At 71.9% G+C, this 22173-nt stretch carries 19 protein-coding genes; 10 read left to right on the top strand and 9 right to left on the bottom strand.

Translation table 11 applies throughout. The features are described from left to right. Positions 1 to 383: 383 nt before the first annotated feature. Complete coding sequence (gene gltB, locus ACZ6D7_RS04650) at positions 384 to 4976, top strand: glutamate synthase large subunit (protein WP_469483400.1); 4593 nt, start codon at positions 384 to 386, stop codon at positions 4974 to 4976. After that, positions 4969 to 6429 (top strand): glutamate synthase subunit beta, encoded by a 1461-nt coding sequence (locus ACZ6D7_RS04645; protein ID WP_469483398.1) that lies wholly within the window; start codon positions 4969 to 4971, stop codon positions 6427 to 6429. Before gltB ends, ACZ6D7_RS04645 begins: the two co-directional genes overlap by 8 nt. 113 nt (positions 6430 to 6542) lie before the next feature. Here the strand turns inward: ACZ6D7_RS04645 and ACZ6D7_RS04640 are convergent, their stop codons facing one another. After that, the gene (locus ACZ6D7_RS04640; RefSeq protein ID WP_469483396.1) at positions 6543 to 7448 is read right to left on the bottom strand and encodes a rhomboid family intramembrane serine protease; all 906 of its coding nucleotides are present in this window, start codon (positions 7446 to 7448) and stop codon (positions 6543 to 6545) included. Positions 7449 to 7521: 73 nt separating this feature from the next. On the opposite strand from ACZ6D7_RS04640, the gene ACZ6D7_RS04635 reads away from it, so the two are divergent. Continuing rightward, positions 7522 to 8244, top strand: coding sequence for a vWA domain-containing protein (locus ACZ6D7_RS04635; protein ID WP_469483393.1), 723 nt, complete (start codon positions 7522 to 7524; stop codon positions 8242 to 8244). Positions 8245 to 8317: 73 nt separating this feature from the next. Continuing rightward, entirely contained in the window at positions 8318 to 9955 is a 1638-nt protein-coding gene (gene qcrB, locus ACZ6D7_RS04630; RefSeq protein ID WP_469483391.1) for a cytochrome bc1 complex cytochrome b subunit, read from the top strand. On the opposite strand, the gene ACZ6D7_RS04625 is transcribed toward qcrB, so the two are convergent. After that, a complete protein-coding gene (locus ACZ6D7_RS04625; protein WP_469483388.1) occupies positions 9933 to 11111 on the bottom strand; it encodes an SGNH/GDSL hydrolase family protein in 1179 nt (392 codons plus the stop codon). The two genes, qcrB and ACZ6D7_RS04625, sit on opposite strands and share 23 nt — an antisense overlap. Beyond that, positions 11108 to 11677 (bottom strand): TetR/AcrR family transcriptional regulator, encoded by a 570-nt coding sequence (locus ACZ6D7_RS04620; protein ID WP_469483386.1) that lies wholly within the window; start codon positions 11675 to 11677, stop codon positions 11108 to 11110. The genes ACZ6D7_RS04625 and ACZ6D7_RS04620 overlap by 4 nt, the downstream gene beginning before the upstream one ends. A gap of 133 nt (positions 11678 to 11810) precedes the next feature. Here ACZ6D7_RS04620 and ACZ6D7_RS04615 point away from each other — a divergent pair, with 133 nt between their 5' ends. Beyond that, positions 11811 to 12302 carry an FBP domain-containing protein gene (locus tag ACZ6D7_RS04615; protein WP_469483384.1) on the top strand — a complete coding sequence of 164 codons (492 nt, stop codon included), beginning with the start codon at positions 11811 to 11813 and terminating at the stop codon, positions 12300 to 12302. A gap of 3 nt (positions 12303 to 12305) precedes the next feature. Here the strand turns inward: ACZ6D7_RS04615 and ACZ6D7_RS04610 are convergent, their stop codons facing one another. Then, positions 12306 to 13256 (bottom strand): acyl-CoA dehydrogenase family protein, encoded by a 951-nt coding sequence (locus ACZ6D7_RS04610; protein ID WP_469483382.1) that lies wholly within the window; start codon positions 13254 to 13256, stop codon positions 12306 to 12308. After that, positions 13256 to 14395 (bottom strand): acyl-CoA dehydrogenase family protein, encoded by a 1140-nt coding sequence (locus tag ACZ6D7_RS04605; RefSeq protein WP_469483379.1) that lies wholly within the window; start codon positions 14393 to 14395, stop codon positions 13256 to 13258. The genes ACZ6D7_RS04610 and ACZ6D7_RS04605 overlap by 1 nt, the downstream gene beginning before the upstream one ends. Before the next feature lie 47 nt (positions 14396 to 14442). Between ACZ6D7_RS04605 and ACZ6D7_RS04600 the strand changes: the two genes are divergently transcribed. From ACZ6D7_RS04600 to ACZ6D7_RS04590, 3 genes are read left to right on the top strand one after another with little or no spacing between them, the layout of a single operon-like run. Further along, on the top strand, positions 14443 to 15228 hold the full coding sequence (locus ACZ6D7_RS04600) for an SDR family oxidoreductase (protein WP_469483377.1): 786 nt from the start codon (positions 14443 to 14445) through the stop codon (positions 15226 to 15228). A 15-nt stretch (positions 15229 to 15243) separates the two neighbouring features. Further along, entirely contained in the window at positions 15244 to 15855 is a 612-nt protein-coding gene (locus ACZ6D7_RS04595) for a TetR/AcrR family transcriptional regulator (RefSeq protein WP_469483375.1), read from the top strand. Positions 15856 to 15878: 23 nt separating this feature from the next. Beyond that, on the top strand, positions 15879 to 17036 hold the full coding sequence (locus tag ACZ6D7_RS04590; protein ID WP_469483373.1) for an acetyl-CoA C-acetyltransferase: 1158 nt from the start codon (positions 15879 to 15881) through the stop codon (positions 17034 to 17036). Positions 17037 to 17082: 46 nt separating this feature from the next. On the opposite strand, the gene ACZ6D7_RS04585 is transcribed toward ACZ6D7_RS04590, so the two are convergent. Genes ACZ6D7_RS04585 through ACZ6D7_RS04570 form a run of 4 tightly spaced genes read right to left on the bottom strand, consistent with a single transcriptional unit; the run spans position 17083 to position 20465 of the window. After that, positions 17083 to 18132 carry an NAD(P)H-dependent flavin oxidoreductase gene (locus ACZ6D7_RS04585; RefSeq protein WP_469483371.1) on the bottom strand — a complete coding sequence of 350 codons (1050 nt, stop codon included), beginning with the start codon at positions 18130 to 18132 and terminating at the stop codon, positions 17083 to 17085. Next, complete coding sequence (locus tag ACZ6D7_RS04580; protein WP_469483368.1) at positions 18132 to 18875, bottom strand: CoA-transferase subunit beta; 744 nt, start codon at positions 18873 to 18875, stop codon at positions 18132 to 18134. Before ACZ6D7_RS04580 ends, ACZ6D7_RS04585 begins: the two co-directional genes overlap by 1 nt. Continuing rightward, the gene (locus ACZ6D7_RS04575; protein WP_469483365.1) at positions 18872 to 19708 is read right to left on the bottom strand and encodes a CoA transferase subunit A; all 837 of its coding nucleotides are present in this window, start codon (positions 19706 to 19708) and stop codon (positions 18872 to 18874) included. Before ACZ6D7_RS04575 ends, ACZ6D7_RS04580 begins: the two co-directional genes overlap by 4 nt. After that, positions 19701 to 20465 carry an enoyl-CoA hydratase family protein gene (locus tag ACZ6D7_RS04570; RefSeq protein ID WP_469483363.1) on the bottom strand — a complete coding sequence of 255 codons (765 nt, stop codon included), beginning with the start codon at positions 20463 to 20465 and terminating at the stop codon, positions 19701 to 19703. Before ACZ6D7_RS04570 ends, ACZ6D7_RS04575 begins: the two co-directional genes overlap by 8 nt. Positions 20466 to 20519: 54 nt before the next feature. Here ACZ6D7_RS04570 and ACZ6D7_RS04565 point away from each other — a divergent pair, with 54 nt between their 5' ends. Next, positions 20520 to 21260 carry an SDR family oxidoreductase gene (locus tag ACZ6D7_RS04565; RefSeq protein ID WP_469483361.1) on the top strand — a complete coding sequence of 247 codons (741 nt, stop codon included), beginning with the start codon at positions 20520 to 20522 and terminating at the stop codon, positions 21258 to 21260. Between the two features lies 1 nt (position 21261). Continuing rightward, on the top strand, positions 21262 to 22167 hold the full coding sequence (locus tag ACZ6D7_RS04560; RefSeq protein ID WP_469483360.1) for an SDR family oxidoreductase: 906 nt from the start codon (positions 21262 to 21264) through the stop codon (positions 22165 to 22167). The last annotated feature ends 6 nt before the right edge of the window (positions 22168 to 22173 follow it).

Here is a 22173-nt window from a genome sequence, read left to right as displayed (position 1 = left end):
GGGCCGCATAGGTAGCCGTTACTGACTGGTTTCGACCGCTTAACCAGTGGGCATGAGCCGTAAGCGCTGTGGGCAATGACGCCTGCGGCGCACGCGCGGGGTGGGCGAAGACGCCCGCGCCGCCCTTCGGACCGACGGACACCGATCTGTCCCGTTCGGTCCCCACACACTTTCAGCCAGGTGCGCGGTACCCCCGCCGCACGCCCATGGCGTCCGCATGTTGGAACGGAGTATCCGGTTCCCGAGAACCGCTCCATCATGTAACCTGCACGAAATTTTGCACTTACGCAGAGGGCCAACGTCGTCCCTTCGCAAGTCACTCCCCCAGAGCCTCAGAGCCTGGGAGGGGCCACCAGCCACTTGAGACGACGACGGGAGAGCCGATGCGTACGCCGCGCCAGCCGTCCCAGCATTCCGCGAATGGCCAGAACTGGTCCTTCATGGATGCTCGCCCTGCTGCGCAGGGTATGTACGACCCCCGCAACGAGCACGACGCCTGTGGCGTCGGCTTCGTGGCCACCCTCACCGGCGAGGCGAGCCACACGCTGGTCGAGCAGGCGCTGACCGTTCTGCGCAACCTCGAACACCGCGGCGCCACCGGCTCCGAGCCGGACTCCGGCGACGGTGCGGGCATCCTCACCCAGGTCCCCGACGCGTTCTTCCGCGAGGTGGCCGAGTTCGAGCTGCCCGAGGCCGGTTCCTACGCCGTCGGCATCGCCTTCCTCCCCGAGGACGGCATCCAGGACGCCGTCTCACGTATCGAGACGATCGCCGCCGAGGAGGACCTCACCGTCCTCGGCTGGCGCGAGGTCCCGGTCGCCCCGGAGCTGCTCGGCGCCACCGCCCGCTCCACCATGCCGGCCTTCCGGCAGGTGTTCGTCGCGGACAGTTCGAGCCAGGGCATCGCGCTCGACCGCAAGGCGTTCGTGCTGCGCAAGCGCGCCGAGCGCGAGGTCGGCGTGTACTTCCCGTCGCTGTCCGCGCGGACGATCGTCTACAAGGGCATGCTGACCACCGGCCAGCTGGAGCCCTTCTTCCCGGACCTGTCCGACCGCCGTTTCGCCTCGGCCGTGTCGCTCGTCCACTCGCGCTTCTCCACGAACACCTTCCCGTCGTGGCCGCTCGCCCACCCGTACCGCTTCGTCGCGCACAACGGTGAGATCAACACCGTCAAGGGCAACCGCAACTGGATGCGCGCCCGTGAGTCGCAGCTGGTCTCCGACCTCTTCGGGCACGAGAAGCTCGAGCGGGTCTTCCCGGTGTGCACGCCGGACGCCTCCGACTCGGCGTCCTTCGACGAGGTGCTCGAGCTGCTCCACCTCGGTGGCCGCTCCCTGCCGCACTCCGTGCTGATGATGATCCCCGAGGCGTGGGAGAACCACGACTCCATGGACGCGGCCCGGCGCGCCTTCTACCAGTTCCACTCCACGATGATGGAGCCCTGGGACGGCCCGGCCTGTGTCACCTTCACCGACGGCACCCAGGTCGGCGCCGTGCTCGACCGCAACGGTCTGCGCCCCGGCCGCTACTGGGTCACCGACGAGGGCCTCGTCGTCCTCGGCTCCGAGGTCGGCGTCCTCGACATCGACCCCGCCAAGGTCGTCCGCAAGGGCCGCCTCCAGCCCGGCAAGATGTTCCTCGTCGACACCGCCGAGCACCGCATCATCGAGGACGACGAGATCAAGGCGGAGCTGGCCGCCGCGGCCCCCTACGCCGAGTGGCTCGAGGCCGGCGAGATCGAGCTGGGCGACCTGCCCGAGCGTGAGCACATCGTGCACACCCACGCCTCGGTCACCCGCCGCCAGCAGACCTTCGGCTACACCGAGGAAGAGCTGCGCGTCATCCTGGCGCCGATGGCCAAGTCGGCCGCCGAGCCGATCGGTTCCATGGGCACCGACTCGCCGATCGCCGCGCTGTCCGCCCGCCCGCGCCTGCTGTTCGACTACTTCACGCAGCTGTTCGCGCAGGTCACCAACCCGCCGCTGGACGCGATCCGCGAGGAGCTGGTCACCTCCCTGCGCTCGTCGCTGGGCCCCGAGGGCAACCTCCTCGAGCCGACGGCCGCCTCCTGTCGCAGCGTCACCCTGCCCTTCCCGGTGATCGACAACGACGAGCTGGCCAAGCTCATCCACATCAACGCCGACGGCGACATGCCCGGCTTCAAGGCCGCGACCCTCTCGGGCCTGTACCGGGTGCACGGCGGCGGTGACGCCCTCGCCGCGCGCATCGCGGAGATCTGCGCCGAGGCCGACGCCGCCATAGACAACGGCGCCCGGCTGATCGTCCTGTCGGACCGCCACTCGGACGCCGAGCACGCGCCGATCCCGTCGCTGCTGCTCACCGCGGCCGTCCACCACCACCTCATCCGCACCAAGCAGCGCACCCAGGTGGGCCTGCTGGTCGAGGCCGGTGACGTCCGCGAGGTCCACCACGTCGCCCTGCTGATCGGCTTCGGCGCAGCCGCCGTCAACCCGTACCTGGCGATGGAGTCCGTCGAGGACCTGGTCCGGGCCGGCACCTTCCTGTCGGACATCGAGCCCGAGCAGGCGATCCGCAACCTGATCTACGCGCTCGGCAAGGGCGTCCTGAAGGTCATGTCCAAGATGGGCATCTCGACCGTCGCCTCCTACCGCGGCGCCCAGGTCTTCGAGGCCGTCGGTCTCGAGGACGGCTTCGTCACCAAGTACTTCAGCGGCACCGCCAGCAAGATCGGCGGCGTCGGCATCGACGTGGTCGCCAAGGAGGTCGCCGCCCGGCACGCCAAGGCGTACCCGGCGTCCGGCATCGCGCCGGCCCACCGCGCCCTGGAGATCGGCGGCGAGTACCAGTGGCGCCGCGAGGGCGAGCCGCACCTGTTCGACCCGGAGACGGTCTTCCGCCTCCAGCACTCGACGCGTGCCAACCGCTTCGACATCTTCAAGAAGTACACGGACCGGGTGAACGAGCAGTCCGAGCGCCTGATGACGCTCCGCGGCCTGTTCGGCTTCAAGTCGGACCGCCCGTCGATCTCCGTCGACGAGGTCGAGCCGGTCTCCGAGATCGTCAAGCGCTTCTCCACCGGCGCCATGTCGTACGGCTCCATCTCCAAGGAGGCGCACGAGACCCTCGCCATCGCCATGAACCAGCTGGGCGGCAAGTCCAACACCGGTGAGGGCGGCGAGGACGCGGACCGGCTGTACGACCCGGCGCGCCGCTCCGCCATCAAGCAGGTCGCCTCCGGCCGCTTCGGTGTGACCAGCGAGTACCTGGTCAACGCGGACGACATCCAGATCAAGATGGCCCAGGGCGCCAAGCCCGGCGAGGGCGGCCAGCTGCCCGGCCACAAGGTCTACCCGTGGGTCGCCAAGACCCGGCACTCCACCCCGGGTGTCGGTCTGATCTCCCCGCCGCCGCACCACGACATCTACTCCATCGAGGACCTGGCCCAGCTGATCCACGACCTGAAGAACGCGAACCCGCAGGCGCGGATTCACGTGAAGCTGGTCTCGGAGGTCGGCGTCGGCACGGTCGCCGCCGGTGTGTCCAAGGCGCACGCGGACGTCGTCCTGATCTCCGGCCACGACGGCGGCACGGGCGCCTCGCCGCTGACATCGCTGAAGCACGCGGGCGGCCCCTGGGAACTCGGTCTCGCCGAGACCCAGCAGACCCTGCTGCTCAACGGGCTGCGCGACCGGATCGTCGTCCAGACGGACGGCCAGCTGAAGACCGGCCGTGACGTGATCATCGCCGCGCTGCTCGGCGCCGAGGAGTTCGGTTTCGCGACCGCGCCGCTCGTCGTCTCCGGCTGCGTCATGATGCGCGTCTGCCACCTGGACACCTGCCCGGTCGGCATCGCCACCCAGAACCCCGTGCTGCGCGACCGCTTCGCCGGCAAGGCCGAGTACGTGGTGAACTTCTTCAAGTTCATCGCGGAGGAGGTCCGCGAGCTCCTCGCCGAGCTGGGCTTCCGCTCGATCGAGGAGGCCGTCGGCCACGCCGAGATCCTCGACGTCGAGCGCGCCGTCGACCACTGGAAGGCGCAGGGCCTGGACCTGGCCCCGCTGTTCCACGTGCCCGAGCTGCCCGAGGGCGCGGTGCTGCACCAGGTGATCGCCCAGGACCACGGCCTGGAGAAGGCGCTCGACAACGAGCTGATCAAGCTCGCCGCCGACGCGCTGGCCGCGGACTCCCAGGCCGACGCCCAGCCGGTGCGCGCCCAGGTCAAGGTCCGCAACATCAACCGCACGGTCGGCACCATGCTCGGCCACGAGGTGACGAAGAAGTTCGGTGGCGCGGGCCTGCCCGAGGACACCATCGACATCACCTTCACGGGCTCCGCCGGCCAGTCCTTCGGCGCCTTCCTCCCGCGCGGTGTCACGCTGCGCCTGGAGGGCGACGCCAACGACTACGTCGGCAAGGGCCTCTCCGGCGGCCGGGTGATCGTCCGTCCCGACCGGGGCGCCGACCACCTCGCCGAGTTCTCCACCATCGCGGGCAACACCATCGCCTACGGCGCGACCGGCGGCGAGCTGTTCCTGCGCGGCCGCACCGGTGAGCGGTTCTGCGTCCGCAACTCCGGCGCGCTGGTCGTCTCCGAGGGCGTGGGCGACCACGGCTGCGAGTACATGACCGGCGGTCACGCGGTGGTCCTCGGTGAGACGGGCCGCAACTTCGCGGCCGGCATGTCCGGCGGTGTCGCCTACGTGATCGACCTCGACCGGGACAACGTCAACGCCGGCAACCTGAACGCCGTGGAGGCGCTGGACGACGCGGACAAGCAGTGGCTGCACGACGTGGTGCGCCGCCACGCGGAGGAGACCGGGTCCACGGTCGCCGAGAAGCTGCTGGTGGACTGGGACACGTCCGCGGAGCGCTTCAGCAAGATCATCCCCAGCACGTACAAGGCAGTGCTCGCCGCCAAGGACGCCGCCGAGCGAGCGGGACTCTCCGAGTCCGAGATCACCGAGAAGATGATGGAGGCGGCGATCAATGGCTGACCCGAAGGGCTTCCTGAACCACGGCCGTGAGGTCGCCAAGTCCCGTCCCGTCGACGTGCGTCTGAAGGACTGGAACGAGGTCTACGTCCCCGGCTCGCTGCTGCCGATCATCGGCAAGCAGGCCAGCCGCTGCATGGACTGCGGCATCCCGTTCTGTCACAACGGCTGTCCGCTGGGGAACCTGATCCCCGAGTGGAACGACTACGCCTACCGCGAGGACTGGTCGGCGGCGTCGGAGCGGCTGCACGCCACGAACAACTTCCCGGAGTTCACGGGCCGGCTGTGCCCCGCTCCGTGCGAGTCGGCGTGCGTGCTCGGCATCAACCAGCCGGCCGTCACCATCAAGAACGTCGAGGTCTCGATCATCGACAAGGCGTGGGACGCGGGCACCGTCGCCCCGCAGGCCCCGGAGCGCCTGTCCGGCAAGACCGTCGCCGTGATCGGCTCGGGCCCGGCGGGTCTCGCCGCCGCCCAGCAGCTCACCCGGGCGGGCCACACCGTCGCCGTCTACGAGCGCGCGGACCGCGTCGGCGGGCTCCTGCGGTACGGCATCCCCGAGTTCAAGATGGAGAAGCGGCACATCAACCGCCGTATCGAGCAGATGCGCGCGGAGGGCACCCGCTTCCGTACGGGCATCGAGATCGGCCGCGACCTCAAGGCGACCGACCTGAAGAAGCGGTACGACGCGATCGTCATCGCCGCCGGTGCCACGACCGCCCGTGACCTCCCGGTCCCCGGCCGTGAGCTCAAGGGCGTCTACCAGGCGATGGAGTACCTGCCGCTGGCCAACAAGGTCCAGGAGGGCGACTACGTGGTGTCGCCCATCTCGGCCGAGGGCAAGCACGTGGTCGTCATCGGCGGTGGCGACACCGGCGCCGACTGCGTGGGCACCGCCCACCGCCAGGGCGCGGCCTCCGTCACCCAGCTGGAGATCATGCCCCGTCCGGGCGAGGAGCGGAACGCCGGCCAGCCCTGGCCGACCTTCCCGATGCTCTACAAGGTCACGTCCGCGCACGAGGAGGGCGGCGAGCGGGTCTACTCCGTCTCCACCACCCACTTCGAGGGCGACGAGGACGGCAACGTCCAGTGGCTGCACCTCACCGAGGTCGAGTTCATCGAGGGCAGGCTGACCCCGAAGCCGGGCACGGAGCGCAAGATCCCCGCCCAGCTGGTCACCCTCGCCATGGGCTTCACCGGCACCGACCGCGAGAACGGCCTGGTCGAGCAGTTCGGTCTCGACCTCGACGAGCGCGGCAACATCGCCCGCGACGCCGACTTCCAGACCAACGTGCCGGGCGTCTTCGTCGCCGGTGACGCGGGCCGCGGCCAGTCGCTCATCGTGTGGGCGATCGCGGAGGGCCGCTCGGCCGCCCGCGGCTGCGACCGGTTCCTCACCGGGGCCAGCGAACTCCCGGCCCCGATCCGCCCGACGGACCGCTCCCTGATGGTCTGACGGTTCCGCAGGACGAAACCTCAAGAGACGTCCCGTACAAAGGCGTACGGAACACCAGACGGCGCCTGCCCCTGTCCCCGACCGGACGATGGGGTGGGCGCCGCCGCCTTGTCTCATGCCAGCGCGCCGACCTTGCCGAGGGCGAGTACGACGAGCAGGGCGAGGAGGGCCAGGCACACACCCGCCTGGATGAACGAACGGCGCTCGCGCGGCGCGTACGCGTACGCCACCGTCACCACGCCACCCGCGAGCAGCCCGCCCAAGTGCCCCTGCCAGGACGTGAGTCCCGCGGAGATCACCAGCCACAGCAGCAGGCCCGCCATGAAGCGGTTGACGGCGTTCATGTCGGCGCCGAGGCGGCGCGCCATGACGTAGTAGGCGGCGCCGACGCCGAAGATCGCGCCGGACGCGCCGACCGTGGGGGTGGTGGGCGCGATCAGCAGCACCAGCACCGAACCGCCGAGCGCGGACAGCAGGTAGAGGGCGAGATAGCGGATCCGGCCGAGCTGGGACTCGACCACCCGGCCCAGGTTCCACAGCGACACCATGTTCATCACGATGTGCAGGATCCCGAACGTGCCCTCGGTGGGCGGCAGATGGAGGAAGGCGCCGGTCAGCAGCCGGTACCACTCCCCGTCCACGACCCCCTCCGGCTGAAACCCCGCCGGGTAGGCGGCCTGCCACACGTAGTGGCCGCCGTCCGGCCCGGTCAGCCCGGCACCCAGCATCTCGAACCGGTCCACGATCGCCGGACGCACCAACTCGCCGAGATAGGCGAGGACGTTCAGCCCGATCAGCACGTACGTCACCATCGGCACCGCCGACACCCGGCCGCCGACGACGGTCCGGGCCCGGCGGATCGACCGTGCGCCCTCCCGCACGCACTCCGGGCACTGGTGGCCGACGGCCGCCTCGCGCATGCAGTCCGGGCAGATGAACCGCTCGCAGCGGGTGCAGCGGACGTACGACTCCACCTTGGGATGGCGGTAGCAGGTGGTGACGGCGGACTCGGGCTCCACGGCCGGCTCCTCGGGGTTCTCGGCAAGAGCGAACAAAATAGCGAACGCCGGTGGGTGTGGGAGGGTGGGGGGCATGGTCGCGATCAGTCTCAGCAAGGTCCAAGAGACGGCACCCGCGCTGGTCAGCCTCTACAAGAGCGCCGGGGTCTCCCTCACGAAGCACGGCCTCGACGGGCAGCGGGCCGCCGTCTACCTCGTGGTCGACTACTCGGGGTCGATGAAGCCGTACTACCAGGACGGGAGCGTGCAGGCGCTCGCCGACCGGGTGCTGGGGCTGTCCGCGCACCTCGACGACGACGGCCGGGTGCCGGTCGTCTTCTTCTCCACCGATGTCGACGCCGTCACCGACATCGCGCTCGCCGGCCATCAGGGGCGGGTGGAGCGGATCGTGGCCGGGCTCGGGCACATGGGGAAGACCAGCTACCACCTGGCGATGGACGCGGTCATCGACCACTACCTCGACAGCGGATCACGCGAGCCCGCGCTCGTCGTGTTCCAGACGGACGGCGGCCCGATCAACAAGCTCGCCGCCGAGCGCTACCTCTGCAAGGCGTCACGGCTGCCGCTGTTCTGGCAGTTCATCGGCTTCGGCGACCGGGGCAGCAAGCAGTTCGACTTCCTGCGCAGGCTCGACGACCTGCCCGTGCCGGCCAAGCGGGCCGTCGACAACGCCGGTTTCTTCCACGCCGGTTCGGACCCCAGGAAGGTGTCGGACGCCGAGCTGTACGACCGGATGGTCGGCGAGTTCCCGAAGTGGCTGGTGGCGGCGCGGGCGGCAGGGATCGTACGGCCGTAGCGGGCGCACGCGCCATTGGCCCCGCCGCGCCGCCGTGCCACCCTGGGATCATCCGACGGGGAGGCGGCGGCGTATGGCGGACGACGCGCGATCGGGGCACGAGGGCCGGGGCGGCGAGCCCGCGAAGGGCGAGCGGATCGCCGACTGGGCCGACGGACGGCTGGGCATCTACGGGCTCGCCCGCACGAACCTGCGCAAGCTGTTCCCCGACCACTGGTCCTTCATGCTGGGCGAGGTCTGCCTCTACAGCTTCCTCGTCCTCATCCTCACGGGCATCTACCTCACGCTCTTCTTCGAGCCCAGCAGCGCCGAGGTCGTCTACGACGGCTCGTACGTCCCGCTCAACGGCATCCCGATGACCCGGGCGTACGAGTCGACGCTGGAGATCAGCTTCGATGTGCGCGGCGGGCTGCTGATCCGGCAGCTCCACCACTGGGCGGCGCTGGTCTTCGTCACCGGCATGCTGGTGCACATGATGCGGGTGTTCTTCACCGGCGCCTTCCGCAAGCCCCGTGAGCTGAACTGGCTGTTCGGCTGGACCCTGTTGATGCTCGGCATCCTCACCGGCCTGACCGGCTACTCGCTCCCCGACGATCTGCTCTCCGGCACCGGCATCCGCTTCGCCGACGGCGCGATCCTGTCGATCCCGCTCGTCGGGACGTATCTGTCGTTCTTCCTCTTCGGCGGGGAGTTCCCGGGCCACGACATCATCTCGCGGCTCTATCCGATCCATGTCCTGCTGTTGCCCGGGATCATGCTCGGGCTCGTCGTCGCCCATCTGATCCTGGTGTTCTTCCACAAGCACACCCAGTACCCCGGGCCCGGACGCGACCAGAAGTCGGTCATCGGGATGCCCCTCATGCCGGTCTACATGGCGAAGGCCGGCGGGTTCTTCTTCCTCGTCTTCGGGGTGCTGACGCTGATGGCCGGCATCGCCACCATCAACCCGGTGTGGGCCTTCGGTCCCTACCGTCCGGACCTGGTGACGACCGGCGCGCAGCCCGACTGGTACCTCGGGTTCTCCGAGGGGCTGATCCGGGTGATGCCGGGATGGGAGATCAACGCCTGGGGCCACACCCTGGCACTGGGCGTCCTCATCCCCTTCTCCCTCTTCCCGCTGATCCTGCTCGCCCTCGGCCTCTATCCGTTCGTCGAGGCGTGGATCACCGGGGACCAGCGGGAGCACCACATCCTCGACCGGCCGCGCAACGTGCCCGTGCGCACCGCACTCGGCGTGGCCTGGCTGACGCTGTACGTGGTGCTGCTGATCGGCGGGGGCAACGACATCGTCGCCACGCATCTGCATCTGTCCATCAACGCCATCACCTGGTTCGTGCGGATCGCCGTGTTCGTGGGGCCGGTCGTCGCCTTCATGGTGACCAAGCGGATCTGTCTGGGGCTGCAACGCCGGGACCGGGACAAGGTGCTGCACGGCCGCGAGACCGGCACCGTCAAACGCCTTCCGCACGGCGAGTACGTCGAGGTGCACGAACCCCTCGGCCGGGAGCAGCTGTTCACCCTCACCCAGCACGAGCAGAACCCGCCCTACGAGATCGGCCCGCGCGTCGACCACAACGGAGTGCGCCGGCCGGTCACCGTCTCCCAGCGGGTGCGGGCGCGGCTGGCCCGGGCCATGTTCGGCCCCGGAAGCCACATCCCGAAGCCGACCCCGCAGGAGTACCGCGAACTCACCGGAAAGCACGGTCACTGAGCGCCAGCGCGGCGAAGCGTTCGCCGATCAGGCGGTGCGTGGCGGCGTCCGGGTGGAGGCCGTCGGGGAGGGGGAGCACGGCGGCGTCGGCCTCGCCGTAGAGGTCGCGGCCGTCGAGATAGTGCAGGTGCGGGTCGTCGCCCGCCCGCCCGGCCACGATCCGTTCGAGTTCCTCGCGGACGACGCGCAGGGTGAGCTTGCCGTACGCGACCTCGGCCGGGTCGCCCATGGGGTGGAACCACAGACGGTCCTCGGCGACGGCCGTGAAGTCGAGAGCGGTGGGGCCCGGGGTGTCCTCGTGCATGGGGCACAGGATCGGTGAGACGACCAGCAGGGGCGTGGCCGGACGGCCCTCGCGGATCGTGTCGAGGAAGCCGTGCACGGCCGCGGTGAAGGCGCGCAGCCGCATCAGGTCGAGGTTCACCAGGTTGATGCCGAGCTTGACGCTGATCAGATCGGCCGGGGTGTCCCGCAGCGCGCGGGCGGTGAACGGGTCCAGCAGGGCGCTCCCGCCCAGGCCCAGGTTGATCAGCTCCACCCCGCCGAGGGAGGCGGCGACCGCGGGCCAGATGCCGGTGGGGGGCACGGCGTCCGAGCCGTGGCTGATCGAACTGCCGTGGTGCAGCCAGACGGGGCGGCCACTGGGCGGGGCGGGTTCGACGGGGGCGTCGGTGCGCAGGGCGACCAGTTCGGTGGTCTCGTTGTGCGGGAGCCAGATCTCCAGGTCCTTGACCCCGGCCGGCAGGCCGGTGAAGCGCAGGGTGCCGACCGGGCCGGACTCCGTGCGGGTGGTTCCGGCGGCCAGGTCGACGGTCAGGATCCGGCCGCCCTCCGTCACACTGCCCCGGCCGGCCGGGCGGCCGTCGACGAGCAGCTCGTACACACCGTCCGGGCGGGGCGGGGCACCGACGTAGATCCGCTTGGTGGGCAGGACGTCCAGCTCGACCGCGGTGGCGCCGCTGCGGAACGCGAGCCGCACGCCCGACGGCTGGGACTCGGCCATGGCGAGCTGCGGGTCGGCGCACTGGGCGCGCGCGCGTGCGGGCAGCCGGTGCGGGAGCACGCCGTGCTCGGTGCGCTCCAGGTCGAGGGCGCCGCGCAGCAGGCCGGCGGTGATGGGGGTCGTCACCCACCCGGGCTCGTTCGCGCGGCTCATGCGGCGGGCCAGTTGCGCAGCAGGGCGTCGAGGGCGTCCAGGACGCGTGTCCAGGTCTCGTCGGTGTCGGGCGCGCTGTGGCTGAAGGCGCCGCCCAGCTCCAGGCCGACATAGCCGTGGAAGACGCTGCCGAGCAGGCGGACCGCGTGGGTGCGGTCCGGTTCCGTCAGGTCGTAGCCGCGCAGCAGCGCCCGGGTCATCTGCGCGTGCCGGACGCCCGCGCTCGCCGCCGCCGTCTGCGGGTCGAGCCTGAACTGGGCGGCGGCGTAGCGGCCGGGGTGCTCGTGGGCGTAGTCGCGGTAGACGTTCGCCAGCGCGGCCAGGGCGTCCTTGCCGGCCCGCCCCGCCAGCGCGTCGGCGGCCCGGTCGGCCAGCTCCTCCAGGGCGAGCAGGGCGATCCGGGTCCTGAGGTCATGGGAGTTCTTCACATGCGAGTACAGACTCGCCACCTTGACGTCGAACCGCCTGGCCAGCGCCGAGACGGTCACCTGGTCGAAGCCGACCTCGTCGGCCAGCTCCGCGCCCGCCCGCACCAGGCGTTCCGTGGTCAGTCCGACCCGCACCATGTCCGTCCTCCCATGTCCGTCCTCCCGTGCCGGCTCACCCTGTCCGGGCTCACCTGTCCGGCCTCACCCTTGCCCCTTGCCTGAAGTGATTATGCATTTGCCTAAAACCTTTAGGCAAATTAGCCTCATCTTTATGAAGCCGCTGACCGAGCAAGAGATCCGTGCCGCCTTCGTGAACTGCACCAAGGGCGAGGCCAAGCGCCTGTCCGTGCCGCGCGACCTGGCCGACCGGCCCTGGGACGACCTGGACTACCTCGGCTGGCGCGACCCCCAGGCCCCCGACCGGGCCTACCTCGCCGTGGAGCTGGACACCGGCCTGACGGCGCTCGCCCTGCGCGCCTCCGCCGGGGCCGTCGGGCAGGCCCGGCGCAGCATGTGCTCGATGTGCCTGACCACCCACTCCGGCGGCGTCTCGCTGATGGTCGCGCCGAGGTCCGGCCGGGCCGGACAGCAGGGCAACTCGGTCGGCGCCTATCTCTGTGCCGACCTGGCCTGCTCGCTCTACGTGCGCGGCCTGCGCGACGCGGGCATCGGCGCCCGGCTGCACGAGACGATCACCCTGGAGGAGAAGGTCCGGCGGACCGTGGCCAACCTCGCCGCGTTCGTCGCCAAGGTGACCGGCTGAGCGTCAGGCGCGGGCGTTCAGCACCGCGGACCGGCACTCCTGCGGCGTACCCCACGCGGTGCGCAGGGCGCGGGCCTTGGCCAGCCAGAGCGACAGGTCGTACTCCGCCGTGTAGCCGATCGCGCCGTGCAACTGGAGCGCGGCACGGGCGCTCGCGTACGCCGCCTCGCAGGCGCTCACCTTCGCCGCCGCCACGTCCGCCGGCGCCATCGTCACAGCGGCGCCCAGGACCAGCGGCCGGGCGAACTCCAGCGCGATCCGCGCGTCCGCCAGCCGGTGCTTGACGGCCTGGAACGAGCCGACGGGCACCCCGAACTGCGTGCGACGGCCGACGTACGCCACCGTCCGCTCCAGCAGCGCCAGTCCGATGCCCAGGGCCTGCGCGGCGGTGACGAGCCGCGCCCGGAGCAGGGCCTCCCGCACGGGCGGACCGGCGGCGAGCAGCTCGCCGCCCGGCCGGAGCCGGGTGAGCCGCCGCGCCGGGTCGAGACAGGGGCGTACGGGCCCGTGACCGGGGGCGAGCCACAGACCGTCGGGGCCCAGGGACAGCCGTACGTCCGCCGCGTCGCCGTCCAGCGCGTACGCCCCCTCGTACGCCACCGTCGCCAGCGACTCGCCCGACGCCAGCGCGGGCAGCAGCCGCTTCGCCGGGCCCGGTTCACGGATCAGGGCCGCCGCCGTCACCGTCTCCACCAGCGGCCCCGGCACCGCGTGCCGTCCCAGCGCGACGAAGGCCACGGCGAGGTCCACGGGGCGTGGCCCCAGCCCCTCGTACGCCTCCGGCACCGCCAGCGCGAACACCCCGGCCTCGGCGAGCCGGGACCACAGCGCGCGTCCGCTCGCGTGCTCGCCCCGGCTCCACTCCCTGACCACCTCCGGGGTGGCGGCGGCCGTCAGCAGGGCGTCCAGGGAGTCGGCGAACGCCCGTTGCTCGGGGTCGAGGAGAAAGTGCATCAGCGGCGTCCCTTCGGCAGGCCGAGCAGCCGCTCGGCGACGATGTCGCGCTGGATCTCGTTCGTCCCCGCGTAGATCGGCCCGGCGAGGGCGAACACGTACCCCTCCGCCCAGTCGGTGTCCGACCGCTCGCCCTCCTCGCCGAGGAGATCCAGCGCCGTCTCGTGCAGCGCGATGTCGAACTCGGACCAGAAGACCTTGTTCAGGCTGGACTCGGGGCCGAGCCGCTCGCCCGCCAGGAAGCGCGACGCCGCCGCGTGCGTGAACAACTGGTAGGCGCGGGCGCCGATCAGGGCGTCGGCGACTCGGCCGGCCGATTCCGCAGGGCTGCCCTGCGCCTGCCAGAGGGCGTGGAGGCGCTCCGCGGACGCGAGGAACCGGCCGGGGGAGCGCAGGGTGAGGCCGCGTTCGTCGGCCGCCGTCGACATCGCGATGCCCCAGCCCTGGCCGGGTTCCCCGATCACGTCCTCGTCCGGCACGAACACGTCGTCCAGGAACAGCTCGGCGAACGCCGGTTTTCCGTCGAGGCGGCCGATCGGGCGGACCGTGACCCCCGGGGCGCGCAGGTCGAACATGACGTAGGTGAGCCCCTGGTGGGGCTTCGGGGCCGCCGGATCGCTGCGGAACAGGCCGAAGGCGCGGTCGGCGAAGGCCGCGCGGGAGGACCAGGTCTTCTGGCCGGTCAGCAGCCAGCCGCCGTCCGCGCGCACCGCGCGCGACCTGAGGGACGCCAGGTCCGAACCCGCCTCCGGCTCCGACCAGGCCTGCGCCCAGATCACCTCGCCCGTGGCCATCGGCGGCAGGACCCGGGCCCGCTGCTCCTCGGTGCCGTGGTCGAGGAGGGTGGGGGCGAGCAGGCTGATCCCGTTCTGGCTGACGCGTCCGGGGGCGTCCGCCGCCCAGTACTCCTCCTCGAAGAGCAGCCACCGCACCAGCCCCGCGTCCCGGCCGCCGTAGCGCGCGGGCCAGTTCACCGCCGACCAGCCGTCCGCGGCCAGTTCGGCCTCCCACGCGCGGTGCGCGGCGAAGCCCTCCGCCGTCTCCAGGGACGGCAGGGGCGGGTGCGGCACGTGCGCGGCGAGCCAGGCGCGCGCCTCGGCGCGGAAGGCCTCCTCCTCCTGCGTGAAGGCGAGATCCATGACACCCATCCTTCCCTAACAAGTGTTTGGTAGGTTAGCGTGGGGTCATGACAGGCGTCGAGAGTCCGGCGTACGTGCCCGGACACGGGCTGCTGAAGGGCCGCACCGCCGTCGTCACCGCGGCGGCCGGCGCGGGCATCGGCGGGGCGACCGCCCGCCGCTTCCTGGAGGAGGGCGCGCGCGTGCTGATCAGCGACGCCCACACCCGCCGGCTCAAGGGGTACGAGGCCGAACTGGCCGGCGCGTTCCCGGGCGCCGTGACCGCGCTGCCCTGCGACGTCACCGACGAGACCCAGGTGCGGGCCCTCTTCGACACGGCGGTGCGCGAGCACGGCCGGCTGGACGTCGTCGTCAACAACGCGGGACTCGGCGGCACTTCACCGCTCGTGGACATGACCGACGACCAGTGGTCCCGGGTCCTCGACGTGACACTGAACGGCACCTTCCGCTGCACCCGGGCGGCCCTGCGGCTGATGCGGGAGAGCGGCTCCGGGGTGATCGTCAACAACGCCTCCGTCGTCGGCTGGCGCGCCCAGGCCGGCCAGGCGCACTACGCCGCCGCGAAGGCCGGTGTGATGGCCCTGACCCGCTGCGCGGCGATCGAGGCGGCGCGGTACGGGGTGCGGGTCAACGCCGTCTCCCCGAGCCTCGCCATGCACCCGCACCTGGCGAAGGTCACCACCCCCGAACTGCTGGCGGAGCTGACCGCGCGCGAGGCCTTCGGCCGGTACGCCGAGCCCTGGGAGGTGGCCAACGTCATCGTGTTCCTGGCGTCGGACTACTCCTCGTACATGACGGGCGAGGTCCTCCCCGTCAGCAGCCAGCACGCGTAGGACGACAATGGACCCGTGCCGACCAAGAAGAAGCCCCAGGTGACCGCCGCGCCCGCGCGCCGCGGCGAACTCCTCAGCACCGCCGCCGAGGTCTTCGCCGAGCAGGGCTACAACGCCACCACCGTCCGCAAGATCGCGGACCACGCGGGGATGCTCGCGGGCAGCCTCTACTACCACTTCGACTCCAAGGAGTCGATGCTGGAGGAGATCCTGCGCACCTTCCTCGACGAGCTGTGGGACGGCTACGACACCGTCCTGGCCGCCGGGACGGGCCCCCGCGAGACCCTCGAGGCCCTGGTCACCGAGTCGTTCCGGGAGATCGACCGGCACCGCGCCGCCGTCGCGATCTACCAGAAGGAGAGCAAGCAGCTCGTCGCGCAGGAACGGTTCGCGTTCCTCGCCGAGTCGCAGCGCAGGTTCGAGAAGGCGTGGCTGTCCACGCTGGAGCGCGGGGTCGTGGACGGGGTCTTCCGCGCCGACCTCGACGTCCGTCTCACCTACCGGTTCGTCCGCGACACCGTCTGGGTCGCCGCGTCCTGGTACCGGCCCGGCGGACAGCACAGCCCGGAGGAGATCGCCCGGCAGTACCTGTCGATGGTGCTCGACGGCATCGCCGTACGTGAATAGTCCTTTCCTGTAGGGGAGTTGCCATGGCCGAGGCCTTCATCGTCGAAGCGGTCCGTACGCCCGTGGGGCGGCGCGGGGGAGGGCTCGCCGGGGTCCATCCGGCGGACCTCGGGGCGCACGCGCTCAAGGAACTTCTCGCGCGCGCGGGCGTCGACCCGGCGGCCGTGGAGGACGTCGTGTTCGGCTGCCTGGACGCGGTCGGTCCGCAGGCCGGGGACATCGCGCGCACCTGCTGGCTGGCCGCCGGACTGCCCGAGGAGGTGCCGGGGGTGACGGTGGACCGGCAGTGCGGATCCTCCCAGCAGGCCGTGCACTTCGCCGCCCAGGCCGTGCTCTCCGGCACCCAGGACCTGGTCGTCGCGGGCGGCGTGCAGAACATGTCGCAGATCCCCATCGCCTTCGCCACCCGGCAGGCCGCCGAACCCCTCGGCTTCACCCAGGGCCCCTTCGCGGGCAGCGAGGGCTGGCGCGCCCGCTACGGCGACCGGCCCGTGAACCAGTTCGCCGGCGCCGAGATGATCGCCGCCAAGTGGGGCATCTCCCGGCAGGACCAGGAGGAGTTCGCGCTGCGCTCGCACCGGCGGGCGGTGCGGGCGATCGACGAGGGCCGGTTCGCGCGCGAGACCGTCGCCCACGGGGACGTCACCGTCGACGAGGGGCCACGCCGGGACACCTCCCTGGAGAAGATGGCCGCGCTGAAGCCCGTCATCGACGGCGGGACCGTCACCGCCGCCTGCTCCTCGCAGGTCTCCGACGGCGCCGCCGCGCTGCTGCTCGCCTCCGAGCGGGCGGTGCGCGAACACGGGCTGACGCCCCGCGCGCGCGTGCACCACCTCTCCGTACGCGGCGAGGACCCCATCCGCATGCTGACCGCGCCCATCCCGGCCACCGCCCACGCCCTGAAGAAGACCGGCCTGACCATCGACGGCATCGACCTCGTCGAGATCAACGAGGCCTTCGCGCCCGTCGTCCTCGCCTGGCTGAAGGAGACCGGCGCCGACCCGGAGAAGGTCAATGTCAACGGCGGCGCGATCGCCCTCGGCCACCCGCTGGGCGCGACGGGCGCCAAGCTGATGACGACCCTGCTGCACGAACTGGAGCGCACGGGGGGCCGGTTCGGCCTGCAGACGATGTGCGAGGGGGGCGGGCAGGCGAACGTGACGGTCATCGAGCGGCTGTGACGGTGGACGAACGGCTGGGACGGTGAACGAGCGGCCGGGACGGTGATCAGGGGGAGGCGGTGAGGCGGTCCCTGACCTCCTCCGCCTCCTTCATGATCCGTTCCACCAGCTCCGCGCACGACGGCAGGTCGTCGATCACCCCGGCGACCTGCCCGGAGGCCATGACGCCGAGATCCGTACGGCCGTCCACCATCGCCGACCTCAGCAGCATCGGCGTGTTGGCGGCGAGCAGGACCTGACTCCAGGACAGCTCCTTGCCGTGCTTCAGCGCGAGGCCGTCGCGGACCAGGCGCGGCCAGGTGAGCCCGGACAGCTTCCGGAAGGCCGCCGCCCGACGGACCGCGTGGAGCAGGCTGCGCGTCCGGCCGGACCGCTCCAGGGCGGTCACCAGGTCCGTACGCAGCATGCGGTGCGGCAGCCCGTCCACCGCCCGGGTGACCGTGACGTCCGAGACCGTCGCCGCCAGATAGCGCGCCTTCACCGCGTCCGGCACGGTCGAGTCCGAGGTCAGCAGGAACCGCGTCCCCATCGCGACCCCCGCCGCGCCGTACGCCAGCGCCGCGACCAGGCCCCGCCCGTCGAAGAAGCCGCCCGCCGCCACCACCGGGATGTCCACCGCGTCCACGACCTGCGGCAACAGCACGGTCGTCGCCACCTCACCGGTGTGTCCGCCGCCCTCCCCGCCCTGGACGACGACCGCGTCCGCACCCCACGCGGCGACCTTCTCGGCATGCCGCCGGGCCCCGACGGAGGGGATCACGACGACCCCCGCCTCCTTCAGCTCGGCGATCAGCTCCCGGGACGGCGCGAGCGCGAAGGACGCCACCCGCACACACTCGTCGACCATGATCCGCACCCGGTCGCCGGCGTCCGCCGCGTCGGCCCGCAGGTTCACCCCGAACGGCGCGTCCGTACGGGACTTCACCTCGCGGATCGCCTCCCGCAGCCCGTCGACGGTCATCGTCGCCGAGCCGAGGACGCCCAGCGCCCCCGCGTTCGCCGCCGCCGAGACCAGGCGCGGGCCCGCCACCCAGCCCATGCCGGTCTGCACGAGGGGGCAGCGGACCCCGACGAGTCGAGTGAGCGCGGTGTCCATCAGAGGGTGACCTCCCGGGCCCGGGTGTTCCCCGGGTCGATGACCTCGCGGATCAGCCGCAGCTCGGCGGCGGTCGGGTCGCGGGTGAACGGCACCTCGTCCGCGACCACGAGGTCGAACCCCGTCGCGTCCCGGACCTGCTCCACCGTCACCCCCGGATGCACCGAGGCCAGCCGCATCGTGTGATCGGGCGTGGCGAAGTCGAAGACGCCCAGGTCGGAGACGACCCGTGGGATGCGGTGGTGGCGGGCCCCGGCCGCACGGTCGTAGCCGACCCCGCACACCATGTCGACCCGCTCGACGAACACCCGCCGCGCATGCCTCGGGATCCAGTAGCTCGTCGGGTTGTTGAGCGTGTTGACCGGCGCGCCACGCACCCCGAGCAGCTGCCGCGCGGGCTTCGCCCAGTCGCCGACGCAGGAGATGTTCTGGTTGCCGTACCGGTCGATCTGGCTCGCGCCCATCATCACGTGCCGTCGGCCGCCGCTGACCAGCTCCAGGTGCCTGCGGTACGGCAGCCAGCCCTCGACCGTGCCGTCCGGGCCGACGATCATCGCCTCGCCGTCGGTCAGCAGCAGGTCGGGCGCGAAGGTCAGCCTGGCGAGCCGGGCGCCCACGGAGGGGATCAGGCCCATCGGGCTCGCCAGGATCTCGCCCGCGCCCCGCCACGCCTCGGCGCAGGCGATCACACAGTGCTCGGCGCGGGTGATCCCGAGAGACTCGGTGCGGGTGACCTCGCTCATGACCCCTCCTCGACCGCGGCCCGGTAGGCACGCTCGTCCCCGGCCAGGAAGCGGGCCGCGAACTTTGGCCAGGGCGTGCTCGCGTACCGCTTCTGGAACGCCTCGTCCCGGCCGTAGTCGGGGGCGCAGGACGTGAAGTGCGCGCCGCCCGGCGCCTCCACGACCCCCGTCACGACATGCCGCCCGATCAGCAGCGACTGCGGCGGCGCCTCCTTCGTCAGCTCGGCCGTGTCGACGATCCGCTCGCAGGAGACGTACGCCGTGTCCGCGGCCTCGCAGAAGAGGTCGTCGAAGTACGGGTCCGGGCCCAGGTACTGCCCGTTGCCCAGCCGGTCGGCCCGGTTGACGTGCACCAGCGCCGCGTCCAGGCGCAGGGCGGGCACGGCGACGAACGTCTCCTGGTCCTCGTAGGGCGAGGTCACCGTGCGCAAGGACGGGTTGACCCGCATCACGTCCGAGCCGAGACCCGCCCGCACCGGCAGGAAGGGCAGCCGGTTCGCGGCGGCGCGCAGCCCCCACATGAACATCGCCTCGTCGATCTCCGTCAGCTCGAAGGCGCCGCGCTCGCGGGCCGCGCGGTAGTGCGGTTCGAGGGGGATCGAGTCGAGGGTGACGAAGGCGGTGACCAGCCTGCGGATCCGGCCCGCCGCCGCCAGCATGCCGACGTCCGGACCGCCGTACGACACGACGGTCAAGTCCGTGATCTCGGAGCGGAGCAGCGCCCGGACCAGGGCCATCGGCTTGCGGCGCGAACCCCAGCCGCCGATGCCGAGGGTCATGCCGCTCTCCAGCCGGGAGACGGCCTCCTCGGCGGTCATCGTCTTGTCACCCACCCGACCCACCCTCCTTCCCGAACGTGTCACGGACCCGGTCGCCCACCCCGGAGAGGCTCGCCTCGAAGGTGAAGCCCTGTTCGAAGCGGTAGCTGCGGCGCACGTCGACCGGATCGATGCCGTTGATCGCCGCCTTGGCGAGCCGCAGCAGCTCGCCGTCCTTGGCGGCGATCTCGCGCGCCAGCTCCAGTGCCGCCGCGCGCAGTTCCTCGCGCGGCACCACCCGCCACACCGAGCCGTGCGCGAACAGCTCGGCCGCCGTGACCGTGCGCGAGGTGTAGTACAAGGCGCGCATCAGGTGCCGGGGGACCAGCCGGGCCAGATGCGTGGCCGCGCCGAGCGCGCCGCGGTCCAGCTCGGGCAGCCCGAAGGTGGCGTCCTCGCTCGCCACGATCGCGTCCGCGTTCCCCACGAGGCCGATGCCGCCGCCCAGGCAGAAGCCGTGCACCGCCGCCACCACCGGGACCTCGCACTCGTACACCGCCGCGAACGCCTCGAAGCAGCCCCGGTTGACGCCCACCAGCGCGCTCGGGCCCCCCGCCTGGAGCTCCTTGACGTCCACGCCCGCGTTGAACCCCCGGCCCGCCGCGGTCAGCACCACGCACCGGGTCCGCGGGTCCCGGCCCGCCGTGCGCACCGCGTCGGCCAGCGCGAACCAGCCGCTCACCGGCAGCGCGTTGACCGGCGGAACGTCGACCGTGACGACCGCGATTCCTTTTTCCGGTCCCTTTTCCGGGGACGAGGTGGAGACACCCATGGAAGCATCAGCTACCTTTCCACCAAACGTTTGTTAGGTGAAAGGTAGCAGCGAATGGAGCTGGACGGGAAGGTCGCCGTCGTCACCGGCGGCACCCGGGGCGTCGGCGCCGGCATCGCGCAAGCCCTCGCCGAGGCCGGCGCCGAGGTGGTCGTCTGCGCCCGCCGGCCGCCGGAGGTCCCGGCCCCCGGCACCACGTTCGTGCCGCTCGACGTGCGCGACGGCGACGCCGTACGGGAGTTCTTCGCCGGACTCGCCCGCCTCGACGTCCTGGTCAACAACGCGGGCGGCGCCCCCTACCGCCCACTCGCACAGGCCGACGCCGAGCGGCACGCGCGCGTGATCGAACTCAACCTCCTCGCCCCGCTGACCGTGTCCCTCGCCGCCCACGGCCGGCTCCGCCGCGCGGGCGGCTCGGTCGTGATGATCGGCAGCGTCGGCGGAAGCCGCCCCTCGCCCGGCTCGGCCGCCTACGGCGCGGCCAAGGCGGGCCTGGAGAACCTCGCCCGCTCGATGGCCGTGGAATGGGCGCCCGAGGTCCGCGTCAACACCCTCGTCGTCGGCATGGTCCGCACCGAACTGTCCCACCTGCACTACGGCGGCGAGGACGGCATCGAGGCCGTCGCCCGTACCGTCCCGCTCGGCCGGCTCGCCCGCCCCGCCGACGTGGGCGCCGCCGCCGTCTTCCTCGCCTCCGACGCGGCCGCGTACATCAGCGGGGCGAGCCTGCTCGTGCACGGGGGAGGGGAACGGCCCGCGTTTCTCGACGCCGCGACCGCCAACAAGGAGACCTGAGATGAGCGGAATCTGCGACGGCCGGGTCGTCGTCGTCACCGGCGCCGGACGCGGCCTCGGGCGGGCGCACGCGCTCGCGTTCGCCGCCGAGGGAGCCCGGCTCGTGGTCAACGACCTCGGCGTCGGCCCGGACGGCACGCCCGGCCCCGACGGCCCCGCCGCGCGGGTCGTCGCGGAGATCCGCGCGGCCGGCGGCGAGGCCGTCGCCCACGGCGGCGACATCGCCACCCCCGAAGGCGCCGCGTCCCTGGTGACGGCCGCCCTGGAGACGTACGGCCGGCTCGACACCCTGGTCAACAACGCCGGCTTCCTGCGCGACCGGATGCTCGTCAACCTCGACGAGGACGACTGGGACGCCGTCGTACGCGTCCACCTCACCGGCCACTTCCTCCCCCTCAAACACGCCGCCGCGCACTGGCGCGCCGAGGCCAAGGCGGGCCGGACCCCCACCGCCCGGATCGTCAACACCAGCAGCGGCGCCGGACTGCTGGGCTCGGTCGGACAGGGCAACTACAGCGCCGCGAAGGCCGGGATCGTCGCCCTGACCCTGGTCGCGGCGGCCGAACTCGCCCGCTACGGCGTCCAGGTCAACGCACTCGCGCCCGCCGCGCGCACCCGGATGACGGAACGCACGTTCGCCGCGACCATGGCGGCCCCCGAGTCCGGCTTCGACGCCATGGCCCCCGAGAACGTCTCCCCGCTGGTCGTCTGGCTCGGCTCCGCCGCGAGCACGGGCGTCACCGGGCGCGTCTTCGAGGCGGAGGCCGGACGGATCACCGTCATGGAGGGCTGGCGGCCCGGACCCACCGCCGACAAGGGGGCACGCTGGAACCCGACGGAGGCGGGGGAGGCCGTACGCACCCTGCTGACGGAGGCCGAGCCACCGGGAGCGGTGTACGGGGCATAGGCGCGG

This window comes from Streptomyces sp. NPDC041784 (assembly GCF_055591025.1).
Note: the sequence above shows the minus strand (reverse complement) of the source record. Positions and strands in the feature narration are given on the sequence as shown.